Annotated in this window: 9 protein-coding genes and 1 pseudogene; 7 read left to right on the forward strand and 3 right to left on the reverse strand. The window is 43.5% G+C overall.

What is annotated here, in order from left to right:
- The 3 genes from F8R90_RS08095 to F8R90_RS08105 form a co-directional block, all read left to right on the forward strand.
- Positions 1-1196, forward strand: a 1196-nt coding sequence (locus F8R90_RS08095) for a calcium-binding protein (protein WP_196510328.1), incomplete at its 5' end; no start/stop codon positions are given.
- Between the two features lie 776 nt (positions 1197-1972).
- On the forward strand, positions 1973-2110 hold the full coding sequence (locus tag F8R90_RS08100; protein ID WP_196510329.1) for a hypothetical protein: 138 nt from the start codon (positions 1973-1975) through the stop codon (positions 2108-2110).
- Positions 2111-2265: 155 nt separating this feature from the next.
- Complete coding sequence (locus F8R90_RS08105) at positions 2266-4428, forward strand: beta strand repeat-containing protein (protein ID WP_196510330.1); 2163 nt, start codon at positions 2266-2268, stop codon at positions 4426-4428.
- A 10-nt stretch (positions 4429-4438) separates the two neighbouring features.
- On the opposite strand, the gene F8R90_RS08110 is transcribed toward F8R90_RS08105, so the two are convergent.
- A complete protein-coding gene (locus F8R90_RS08110) occupies positions 4439-4642 on the reverse strand; it encodes a hypothetical protein (RefSeq protein WP_196510331.1) in 204 nt (67 codons plus the stop codon).
- A gap of 111 nt (positions 4643-4753) precedes the next feature.
- On the opposite strand from F8R90_RS08110, the gene F8R90_RS08115 reads away from it, so the two are divergent.
- Complete coding sequence (locus tag F8R90_RS08115; RefSeq protein ID WP_196510332.1) at positions 4754-5122, forward strand: hypothetical protein; 369 nt, start codon at positions 4754-4756, stop codon at positions 5120-5122.
- A 95-nt stretch (positions 5123-5217) separates the two neighbouring features.
- On the forward strand, positions 5218-5757 hold the full coding sequence (gene cysC, locus F8R90_RS08120) for an adenylyl-sulfate kinase (RefSeq protein WP_196510333.1): 540 nt from the start codon (positions 5218-5220) through the stop codon (positions 5755-5757).
- A 67-nt stretch (positions 5758-5824) separates the two neighbouring features.
- Here cysC and F8R90_RS08125 read toward each other — a convergent pair whose 3' ends face one another.
- Together F8R90_RS08125 and argZ are read right to left on the reverse strand one after the other, a co-directional pair.
- Positions 5825-6349 carry a DUF2085 domain-containing protein gene (locus F8R90_RS08125; protein WP_196510334.1) on the reverse strand — a complete coding sequence of 175 codons (525 nt, stop codon included), beginning with the start codon at positions 6347-6349 and terminating at the stop codon, positions 5825-5827.
- A 42-nt stretch (positions 6350-6391) separates the two neighbouring features.
- Positions 6392-8503 carry a bifunctional arginine dihydrolase/ornithine cyclodeaminase gene (gene argZ, locus F8R90_RS08130; RefSeq protein ID WP_196510335.1) on the reverse strand — a complete coding sequence of 704 codons (2112 nt, stop codon included), beginning with the start codon at positions 8501-8503 and terminating at the stop codon, positions 6392-6394.
- A gap of 1292 nt (positions 8504-9795) precedes the next feature.
- Here argZ and F8R90_RS08135 point away from each other — a divergent pair.
- Entirely contained in the window at positions 9796-11367 is a 1572-nt protein-coding gene (locus F8R90_RS08135) for a glycosyltransferase family 39 protein (RefSeq protein WP_196510336.1), read from the forward strand.
- Between the two features lie 400 nt (positions 11368-11767).
- A pseudogene (locus F8R90_RS08140) lies at positions 11768-12812 on the forward strand (DUF2157 domain-containing protein); the annotation flags it as partial.

Raw genomic sequence — 12812 nt, forward strand, 5'->3', positions numbered from 1 at the left:
GTGGCAGAGGCTTGGGCATCACCAGCAGCTACGGCGGTGGCGGCGAGGGCATCGGCGGCGGCGGTGCTGGATTGGGAGGCGGCATCTTTGTCCGCAGTGGTTCTTTAACCCTCAACAACACCAGCTTTACGGACAACACGGCTACAGGTGGGACGGGTTTTCAATCTGGTAAAGGCTTAGGTGGGGCGATTTTCATCATGCAGTCCCTCACCAATCCCAACGGCAATAACCAGGGAATGCCTACCGTTCTGCCTACCGTCAATTCTGTAGGTAATCCTACCTTCAGTGGCAACAGTGCAGCAGATGATGCAGGAACAGCCACCAATAACGATAATGTCTACGGCACAATTAACATCACTGCAAGCAATCAACCCCCCGTCGCTAACCCCGACAGTGCTACCACTGCCTTTAATACTGCCGTGACCATCTCGGCAAGTACCCTGTTAGCTAACGATACCGATCCCAACAACAACCCCCTCAGCATCACTGCTGTCAGTAATGCTACCAACGGTTCCGCAGTCCTGAATAATAACGGCACTCCTCTTAACTCGGCAGATGACTTTATTGTCTTCACCCCAACTACTGGATTCAGTGGCAATGGTAGCTTTAACTACACCCTCAGCGATGGCAGCCTCACCAACACTGGTAATGTCACCGTCGCCGTGGGGACTAGCCTTTGTGGTAGTAACGGGGACGACTTGCTTAACGGCACAGCAGGCAATGATAGCCTCTGTGGTGAGAATGGCAAAGACACCCTCAACGGCAATGGTGCTGATGACACTTTAACAGGTGGCAACGGCGGTGACATCCTCAATGGTGGCGACGGCAACGATTTGTTGCAGGGCGACGACAGCGAGGAAAGCACCAACGGCAAAGACATCCTCACTGGCGGTGTCGGCAATGATACGCTCTATGGCGGTAACGGCAAGGATGATTTGACTGGCGGTGCTGGCAACGACATCTTAACTGGTGGCAGTGCTTCTGATACTTTTATCTTCGCCGCCTTAGACGGCACTGATACGATTACTGACTTTAACGATGGACTTGATTACATTGGTCTGTCTGGCGGTTTAACCTATGCTCAACTGTCTTTCTCTGGCAACAACATCTTTGTTAGCAGCACCAATGAAATTCTGGCAACTCTGACGGGTATTAATACCAATACCCTGACGGCTGCTGATTTCTTAACAGTGTAGGATTATAGCCTTTTTGGGTGATTGGTGATGCGATAGCCTTCGGCTTAAGCTTCTCTTCGAGACGCTTCGCGAACGCTTATCGCCGTTGGCGGAGCCTCTCGGAGAGAAGGCGGGTCTTTGACCATCGCTTTTTCTTTGGTAATGAAATTCGTTTAGGCAATCAAACTTTAGCAATACTGACTGCGTTTGATACCACGACGCCGACACAGAACAATTTTACCTCTGTTTAAGTTTATTGGGTGGGCAAATGTTTGCTCACCCTACAAATTGCCTAAATGCATCGACCTGCACCTTTGATGCATCAAAAAGCAACTAAGTTGCATCGACTTACATCTTTGTTGCATTGGCTTGCACCTTTATTGCATCAAAAAGCAACTAAGTTGCATTGACTTGCACCTTTATTGCATTAAAGTTGCAAAAATTAGCCATGCTCAGTCTTCATGGAGTAGAAGCGTTGGCGTAGCCCACACTTCTCTACGAGACGCTCCGCGTAGCTTGCTTCCACGTTCGCGGAGCGTGCCGCAGGCAAGTGGTACGGCTGCGCTCAGTGACCACCGTAGGTATCGCCACTCTCATCATTCAACATAAGTATTAATTATATAGGACAAAGATCCTAGTCAAAACTAGGATCTTTGTACGATGCGGAAATCAAGCTGATTGCTATATAATCTCCTTGACCAAAGCAAAATTTTAACAACTGTCTAGCTTGTGCGAGCAAAACACACAGGTGCAAAAGCTTCTATGTCAAGGCAATAAATCAAAGCCAATTAATCGTCATGAGTGCCAAAATCCACTTGATCTCCGGCTTACCTCGTTCCGGTTCCACTTTACTCGGAGCTTTACTGCGGCAAAATCCCCGGTTTCATGCCAGCATGACTAGCCGTGTCGGTAGTCTGGTGAACTCAGGACTTTAGTCCTGACTACGAACTCAATGATTCATAAATTCAACATTGTAGAGATGCCAAATTTTGCTTCTCTACAAGGGTTTCTTTAACTTGTCTAAGTAGGATGGGCAAATATTTGCCCACCCTACAAATAACTCATTTACCTAAAACACAGGAATAATCAAATGGCAAATTTCATCGTCACCAACACCAACGATAGCGGTGCAGATTCCTTGCGGCAAGCGATTCTCGATGCCAATGCTTCGGCAGGCGCGGATTCAATTACCTTTGGAGGTAGTGTGTTTACCGATGCTACCCCCGATACCATTACCTTGACATCTGGGGAACTGACAATTACTGATGATGTCACCATTCAGGGAACTGGGGCAAATCAACTGACAGTGAGTGGCAACAATGCTTCCCGCGTGTTCAACATTTCTAATACCGGAACAGATGCCACAATTGATGCTTTGACAATTGCTAATGGCAATGCAAATGACGGTGGTGGCATTTTTGTCAATGGTGGTAGTAGTTTGGTTTTAACCGATAGTACCGTCTCTAATAACAATGCAAACGGTGGTTTTGGCGGTGGCGGCATTGGCAACTTCGGCGGCACTAACGTCATCAACAGTACTATCTCTGGCAATACGTCATCAAGATTTGGTGGCGGCATTGCTAATGCTGGTACACTCAATGTCACCAACAGTACCATCTCTGGAAATTCATCGGGCCAATTTGGCGGTGGTTTAATTCTTGGGGGAGAAGTTACTTTTACTAATAGCACTATTACTAATAATAGTGCTGGCAATGGTGGAGGATTAATCGTCTTTTTTGGAACTACTACCGCTCAAAACACCATTATTGCTGGTAATAATGGTAACGATATTTCCGGTACAGTCACAGGCAACGGCAACAACCTCATAGGTAGCCTAAGTGGTGCAGGCGGCACTATCGGCACAGGCAGCGATATCACCTTTGCCTCGGCTGGCATCACCAATATTAACCAAGTCATCGCCTCTCTCGCCAACAACGGTGGCGCAACCCAAACTCACGCTTTAGTTGCAGGTTCAGCCGCTATCAACGCCGGCAATAATGCTTTGATTCCCTCCGGTGTCACCACTGACCAACGGGGTATAACTCGCACCATTGGCGGTACAGTGGATATTGGGTCTTATGAATTCAACAATGCCCCTACTGCCACAAATGACAGCGTAACAGCTAATGAAGATACTGCTGTTAACGGTAATGTCCTCACCAACGATACTGACCCCGATGCGGGCGATATCTTAACAGTAGCGGCTGTAAAAGGCGTTGCTGCTGATGTCGGCAAGCAGATTACCTTGGCATCCGGTGCTTTATTAACGCTCAACGCTGACGGCACATACAATTACAACCCTAACGGTAAATTTGAATCTTTGGCAGTTGGTGCAACTGCTAGTGATAGCTTCGATTACACTATCTCCGATGGCAACGGCGGAACGGATACTGCTAGCGTTACCGTCACAATTAACGGTGTTAACGATGCGCCTGTTGCTGTTAATGACAGTGTTTCCACGTTCTTTGCTACTACCGTCAACATCCCAGTTAGTAACCTACTAGCAAATGATAGCGATGTTGATAGCACCTCGCTGAGTATCACTGGTGTCAGCGGTTTTACTAACGGTACTGCCGTCCTGAATAATAACGGCACAGCCAGCAACACCGCAGATGATTTTGTTTCCTTTACGCCAAATCTTCTGTTCTTTGGTAATGCCAGCTTTAATTACACTCTCAGCGATGGTAGCCTCACTGATACTGCTACGGTGACTGTGGCTGTCGGTCTGAACCTGTTTGGCACTAATTTTGCGGATAACCTGATTGGCACCATTGGTAACGACATCATCAACGGCGGCAATGGCAACGATACCATCTACGGCGGCGCAGGTGACGATAGCCTCTTTGGCGAGAATGGTAACGATGTCTTGTATGGCGATGGCCTGATGGATGGCGGCGCGGGTAACGATACCCTCAACGGTGGTAATGGCGATGATACCCTCTACGGGGGTGACGGTAGCGATCGCCTCTACGGTGGTACTGGCAACGATTTACTCTATGGTGGTCTTAGCAACGATACCCTCACTGGTAACAATGGTAATGATACATTTGCCTTTGCTGCTGGAGAAGGGACTGACACCATTACTGATTTCTCTGACGGTAATGATTTAATCGGACTGTATGGTGGTTTAAGCCTTGGGCAATTAAGTTTCTCAGGTAACAATATTCTGGTGACTTCCACTAATGAAATTTTGGCGACGCTGAATGGTGTTAATACTACGACGCTGACTGCTGCTGATTTCGTAACCCTTTAATCATCTCGGTTCATGCAACGCCGACTTTAGTTGCATGAACAAGCAATGTTGATGCATCAAAGAGCAACTTTGTTGCATTGACTTGTACCTTTGTTGCATCGACTTGCACCTTTGTTGCATCGACTTGCACCTTTGTTGCATCGACTTGCACCTTTGATGCATCGACTTGCACCTTTGATGCATCGACTTGCACCTTTAATGCATCGACTTGCAAAAATGAGCTTACCCTTTATTTAACCTTGTTTTATCTAAAAACTTCACCTTACTGATAGCTTTAGGGTTGCAATGGGTACATTAAATATGTACCTTACAACAGTATGCTGATATGTCTACCCAAGATACAACACGCCGTTTGCGCCCTCAATTAATTAGTGAAGATGTTAATTCATGGCACGGCTTGCAAACGATCGCCACTTATCAAACAACCCGTGCTGATGCCTCTGCTACCAACTTACAGCAAGCTTATCAAGCTATGTTAACCCAGCAACAAGCCGAAACTGAGAAACTAACTTTATACCGTGCTGCTGCTGATGCTGCGCGATTAGCAGAATGGGAATTTCACAATGCGGTATTAGCGATGAAAGAAGTTGTGCGCGGACAATATGGATTAGATAGCGATCAAGCTCAAGCGGTAGGATTAAAGAAAAAATCGGAGTACAAGCGTCCTAGCCGCAAAAAGTTAGTTGCATCATGAGCTAGGAAAAATTAACACATTTTAGATGTGCGATCGCTCCCACAAATAATGTAAAGTGCGATCGCACTCTTCCATAGATGAAGAAAAAGCGAGTTATGAACCATCAAGGTCTAATCCTCTGGCTAACAGGGTTAAGTGGCGCGGGTAAAACAACGATCGCCTCATCTGTTGCCCAAGAACTGCGATCGCGGAGTTGCCGAGTAGAATTGCTTGATGGTGATGTCGTTCGCACCCATTTATCTCAAGGACTTGGATTTAGTAAGCAAGATAGGGATACAAATGTACGCCGCATTGGCTTTGTTGCCAACTTGCTCAGTCGAAATGGGGTAGTGGCGATCGTTGCTGCAATCAGCCCCTATCGGGAAATTCGAGATGAATTGAGACAAACAACCACCAACTTTGTGGAAGTTTATATTCAAGCACCATTAGCAGTTTGTGAATCCCGTGATGTGAAGGGACTTTACGCCAAAGCCAAGACGGGACAAATCAAGCATTTTACTGGTATATCTGACCCTTACGAAGAACCTTTAAATCCAGAGGTTATTTGTTTAACTGATCAATTTACTATTGAGCAATGTGTTTACCAAGTAGTTAGCTACTTAGACTACCAAGGCCACATTAGACATAACTGCTAGTTATCTTAAACAAATGTTAGCGTTTCTATGTCAAGTAGGAGAGGTGACTGGCGTGCAGTTTCTAATTCTACAATTCATGCAAGCTGGTTTTAGCAACCCGCCACCCATGTAAGATCGGCATGGTAAACAATCCCCACGCCAAACCTGTAATTAACCCAAAAGGCGTAACCAGATAATTATTAAAACTCCACCAACCTAAAACTTGCGCTGCTAATTCTAAAGGATAAGCCATCATCAGCACACTTGCTAAAGCCACACCACTCCAGCCATACTGACTTAACCAGTAAAATCCTTTACCACCAGTTACCCCATACAGCAGACGAGTAATCAGCAAACCCGTTACAGTGCCGTAGCAGCGCATACACACAGCCATGATAAACGGTGGTGCTAAATGTAACCCCATATTTGGTTGCGGACACACATGATTTCCCATGAAATAAATGATGTCCGCAATCCCAGGAAGCAAAGACACTCCAGACGCAGCCAAAAAGGGAGCGATAGGCGGGCCAAAAACCATCCCTACCAACAAGAAATCAGCAATCAAACTGACCCAATTAACCTGCAAATCTTCACTGAAAGCTACTCTTGTCATCTCCCTTTCTCTGCGCCCTCTGCGCCTCTGCGGTTCGTCTTCTTAACCTACCTTATTAACATAAGGACTTGTCAACTTATCCAACTGCTGAATCAACAGACTGAGGAATAATCCCACATCTGTCACCACACCCACCGATTCTACAGAACCGCGATCGCTTAACTTAGTCACTACAGCTGGATTAATATCTACACACACCATCTTCACACCAGCCGGAGTCATATTTCCCACGCCAATGGAATGCAGCATCGATGACAGCATCAAAATCATCTCCGCACCTTCTAGATGTTTGGCATATTCCTCCTGTGCTTTAATCAAATCCATTACGGTATCAGGTAAAGGCCCGTCATCCCGAATCGATCCCGCAAGCACAAAAGGTACATTATTGTGGACACACTCATACATCACGCCACTCTTAATTGCCCCCGCCTCCACAGCTTTAGGAATGCTGCCATAACGGCGGATACTATTAATTACCTTGAGGTGATGGCGGTGTCCACCACGGACGGCAACACCCCGCTTCATGTCTACACCCAAAGAAGTGCCCATGATATTTTGCTCGATGTCGTGAACTGCGATCGCATTACCACCAAGCAACGCCTGTACGTATCCTTCTCGAACCAGTTGCGCCAAGTGTTCGCCGCCACCAGTGTGAATCACTACGGGGCCAGCCGTGACAACTACCTTACCACCAGCATCACGGATTTTACGTAATTCCCAAGCTACTTGCTCAACGACTAATTCCACGCGCCGTTCGCTGGAAACGCCCGCTGACATGAAGCTGAATTCTTGGGTACTGCGTTGTTCGCGTGATTCAGTTTTGCGGATGGTGCGGATACCTAACACATCTACAATTACCTGTTCGCCAACTTCTAAGTCGCGGAGGATTTTACACCGAGCAACTAAGCCAGAGGGAGTTTGAGTAATTGCGATCGCACCATCCATCCGTTGATTTTCTACCTTCACCCACTGACCATTAATTCGGACTTCGGTGGGATAAATTGTACTGACGTAGAAATCATCGGGCGCAACGCCATCTTGAATTACCGGTTCCAGTTTGGCATCTCGCTCATCTTGGGGTAAATCTACTGCACCCAAATCAATCAACATTGAGATGATTTCTTCCATCACCTCATGAGATGGTGCTGATACCCTCACTTCGGCTGCTGAAGTACTTTGCCGTTGTTCTCCCAAGTTGAAATTCAGGACTTGGAAACTTCCCCCGGCATCTATAATCAAATCCAAGGCGCGGTTAATTAAGCCAGCATCTAGCAAATGTCCTTCCATGCGAATGATACGGCTTTCTACCGAGACATTGGCATGAATTTCATCTCTAACTGGCTCTGTCACCCGCAAAGTTAAACATTTAGCCGCACCACCAGCTTTGAGAAATTCCGTCAGTGGTGTTTCCAGCACTTGGAAACCTAAATCTGCAAGGCGGGTCTTCAAAGCTTCACTCGCCTTGTTCATGATCACAATGTTGTCCACATTCACCGCATTACAAGCGAAGTTGACTGCATCGGCTTCAGCAAGGGCGATTCGCTTTTCGGGTGCGACTCGCATTTCAATTAAGCGGTTGGAGTAAGAATCAAAAGCGCCTGGATAGTACAGCAAATAGCCATTTGCTAGGGGACAAAAGCAGGTATCCAAGTGATAGAAACGTTCATCGATGAGTCGCAGAGAGAGAACCTCAATATCCAGCCATTTAGCTAGATAAGGGTGAGAATCTAATTCCGAGCGGAAACCGTATCCCGCCCATAACCAGCGTCCTTCCCGATCCAGGAGCGCATCTCCTGCTCCCTCAAAGGGCAAATCTTTAGGAAGTTCATTAACTGTATAACCATTTTCCTCAAACCATTGTTTGAAGAAAGGCTCCTCTCCCTGACGTTCTTTATGTAAAAAGCGACTGAGGACGACAGTATCCCCTAGTACTAAGCCAGCGTTAGCGGTAAAAACTAAATCAGGCCAACCTTTTTCAGGTGGTACTAAGTCTACAATGGCGTGTTCTTTAAGAATCTCGTGTAGTCCCTGCCACTGTTCCACGGCGCGATCGCGCGATGATTTGTGAATATTCCCTTCCATCCAAGGATTAATCACATAGTCCACGTCGTAGTGGTCAGGAGGACACATTAAAAAGCGAATCCGGGAAGTCATAAAAATCTTACAAGCGTTTTATATGCTACAAGCTTACTTGGAATACAGATTTTCGTTCTTTTTACACTTAGTCAAATCTGCTACTAAATCTCTATCTTTTGATAGTTGAAGGCTTTACAAAGGCTTCGTTACTAATTCTATTACTGGAAGAAGGCAATAACTACAGAAGGTGGCAAAATGACCTCTAACTGGCGGGACTGAGTGTTTCAGTAGTGCTGAGTAAGGAAAGGGGTGGAGGGCAGAGGTTAAACCCTATGCTTAAAAGCACTTGTGCTGGAACAAAGACACATTATGGCTTGTACACTTTCCACTCAACAAAAATTTTCTTTTCCTGAGTAGACGCGATCGCAACTATAGGAGCAATCAGTCACTTAAGCCATGAATCAGAAGTACTTGGGCTACGGAGCGATCGCTAGCTTAGTCTACTCGATAAACCAGACTCAGAATCTTCCACTGTTGCAAAATTGGTGTTTAAACAAACGTTAATGTAACTTTAGTTTCCATCTTATTCGACGGTGTACTTAAGTAACTTCATATAAACTTTATTAAATCTTTTTATTTTTAACATAAGTATTTTATATTTCGATTAATTTATACTATACGATGACAGATAAACAATTGCATTTGGTGTGGTATTTTATTGCTAAAAACTGCATTTTTTTTGAGGCTCATTCTGTGGATATAGAATACTATTAGCTCAAATATTTATAGACAATTTTATCCTGATTAACTGTTAAGCTTTGAGAGATATCTAGGTGTTTATTGGCTAGCTTATACCTGTTATACTAAACACAAATAGTTAGGAAAACAGCAATAAAAAAATTCACTTTTGCTATTAATTTTATAACTGAATGTTATGCGTTAAGTTCTAAGTACTAATTCACATGTTACTTAGAATAAATTTATATAGTAATGACCAATTCCAATTTACTGGTGTTTAATTTGTAGATTATATAACTCCTAATTTTTATCTCTTAGCATATTCGGAGATATTAACTTACTTTTGCCATTAGCAACTGGCTCTTAAACATTTATGAATTGCCTTTTAAAAATGTGGATACAAATATTTTCCTCCAGTGATTCATATTTATCAAATTGGGTGATAACATCTACAATTTGCAATCTCTGGGTTAATCTGAATCTGGTACTTAATCAGCATAAAATAGTTTTGACATTTTGCAATACGTCTTATGAGTAGCATTGAAAGCCAAATGTCTGCTAATAAATCATTATAGCGATCAAAATAAAATTTTACCACAGCTTATTAAGGTTTTGAGGAGATTGAAAACTGCATGAAAAAGCAATTGTCACAGAACTGGTTTATTTCTAAATCTTGGTTCCGTTTTTTAGCCATTATTTTATTAGTAATAGGTGTCTTTTTTCGGTTTGTCAATCTTGACAAAAAACTTTATTGGGGTGATGAAATTTTTTCATCATTACGCATATCTGGGTATATGCAGTCAGAAATGAATCAGCAGTTAAGTGATGGTCGTTTGATCAGCGTAGAAGATTTGCATAAATACCAGTATCCCAATCCTGAAAAAAACACAATTGATACAATTAAAGGGATTATTTTAGAAGACTCACAGATTTTGCCACTATACATTGTGATGAACCGATTTTGGGTACAGTTGTTTGGCAATTCTATAGCAGTAACCAGAAGTTTTTCGGCATTTATTAGTCTGCTCACCTTTCCCTGTATTTATTGGCTATGCCAAGAATTATTTGAGTCTTCCCTAATAGGGTGCATGGCTATCGCATTGGTAGCCGTTTCACCTATTCATGTTGTGTATGCACAAGAAGTACGAGCATACAGTTTATGGATAGTAAGCATTTTAATTTCGAGCGCAGCACTGCTGCGAGCTATGCGCCTTAAAACAAAGGTTAGTTGGTGCATTTATACAGCAACATTATCATTAGGGTTTTATACTCATATATTTTTTACCTTGGTTGCTTTTTCACAGGGAATTTATGTAGTTGTAATCGAACGCTTCCGATTGACTAAAACATCGATTTTTTACCTGATTTCATCGCTTGCGGGGTTTATAACTTTCGTACCCTGGATTTGGATTATTATTAGTAACCCTCAATCCGAAGCAGTGACTTGGGCCAATGTTAAACAAACATTATTTGCATCAGTTACAAGGTGGGCTGGTATCTTTAGTCGTGCCTTTCTTGATTTAGGTGTTAGCCCTAGCGATCCAGGAACAATTAAGATTGCCTTGATTCCTTTTATTTCAATTATTTTAGCTTTAATGCTCTACTCAATTTATTTTCTTTGGCGAAGAACTTCTAAAAAAGTTTGGTTATTTGTATTAACCTTGATTGGCTCTGTAGGGCTTCCTCTATTGATAGTGGATTTTGTCTTGCAAAAGCGATACGCTACTAGCCGATATACACTTCCTTCTGTTTTAGGTATACAGTTAGCTGTTGCTTACCTATTGACCACTAAAATTACGTCTATTTCTCCTAAAGTTTGGCGAAAAAAACTCTGGTCACTTGCAGCATTCATGGTAATTATGGGCGGAATCATATCTTGTACGATCAGTTCTCAAGCGCAGATGTGGTGGAATAAATTTCCAGAAAAATATCAAGCATTTCCTCAAATTGCTAACATTGTTAGTCAAGGCAAAAAACCGCTTTTAATTAGTGATGATAGCATCATTGTACCAATACAACTTCTTAGTCACTTAGTTGATCCAAAAGTGCGATTTCAAATTGTAGAGAAAAATCATTTACCAGAGGTTACTAGTGGTTTTACTGACATATTCTTGTTCAATCCCTCTGATTTCTTAAAAGCTGGAATTGAGAAAATTTATAACTCAAAGTTACGGAAAATAAACGGCTTTCTCTGGAAAATATAGCAGTTACTGCATAGATGATGAGGGGAAAGGGAACCCCATATTTAAAAATAGGGGTTTCAAGTATGGATGCTGATTTATCACACTGCGTGCCTCAAAAATCTTCTTTTTTGTTCTCCATATTTCAAAATACTTACTCTATACCGCATGGGGGAAAGAATCTTGGTTTTCTTCCTTTACCCCTTTCCCCCTTCTCGATAACAAAATCCACCAAAACTAAACCTATAGGCGTATGTAACGGTTAGGAGACTAGAATACGGAACCTAAAATCAGACAGTTGACATTTGAATATCGCTCGTAGGTTAAAAATTAATGTCAATTAGCCTAAGAAGTGGCACAATTAGAGCCAAAATATACTTTAATTAAACGCAATCTTAAGTATATAGTTATACTGTTGCCACTTATGTCATCGCCCCTTGAGCGCCCACTAAAATTTGAAATCAGGCTGCCATCTTCCCATCCTCAGTTATTAGAAGGGCTAGATATATGGCTGCGCTTAGGTTTGATATCTGATACCCAAGTAAGGCAGCTATGCCGAGAGTTTCTAGTGTGTACGGTGGTGTTGCAACCCCAGCCTGAATCTAAAACAAAGGTAGCGTTTGTCACTTCCGACCCCGTGCAGCAGTTGCCCGTAGCAGCTTTACAATCTAGTAGCCGTAGACAACCGCAACAAAAACCAGCTAAACCCAACTTTATCAGCACAATGTTGCAGTCCTTGGGGGCAGAACTGAGTGTCCGTTGGTTGCTTTTTCTAGGGGTATTTCTGGTAGTTGTATCCTCTGGGGTACTGGCTGCTAGTCAGTGGGAGAGGTTTCCCGCCTCTGGACAGTATGGAGTTTTATTTGCTTATACTTTGAGTTTCTGGGGATTAAGCTTCTGGGCGAATCGGCAAAGCAATCTCAGATTAACGGCTCAGACATTGTTGATTGTCACCCTTTTGTTAGTGCCAGTAAACTTTTGGGCAATGGATAGCTTTCGGTTGTGGCAAAATCCTGTGGATTGGATTGTAGTTGCGATCGCTTGCCCTACTCTCACTGCTATAACTGTTTTACTCTCCAAAAATCGGGCTATTTTTGCCAATTTACATAGTAGCAAATTACCTCTAGCAAATATTCTGGGGCTGAGTTATCTGCATTGGGGTTGGCAATTAAAAGGATTTCCCTTGATTGCCGTTTATGTGGCAATGATCGGCACAACTATCATTACCGTTTATCATAATCTTCACCAACAGCCTAATTCTATAAGTGAGGAAGATAGGCGCGAGCGCAGTAGCTTAAATATTACCTTGTCTGCTGCTGTAATTATTTATGCTTTGATAGTGCTGTTAGTGCGGGCGATTTTTGTGGCTGGGGTAGATGTCACGCAGTTGGGGCTAGCCATTGGCATTTGCGGTTGGTTGGTAACTTGGTTGGTACAGCGGGGATGGGAGAGGGCAGGGAGCAGGGGGC

The organism is Nostoc sp. NZL (genome assembly GCF_015714705.1).
GTDB classification, from domain to species: Bacteria; Cyanobacteriota; Cyanobacteriia; order Cyanobacteriales; family Nostocaceae; genus Nostoc; species Nostoc foliaceum_A.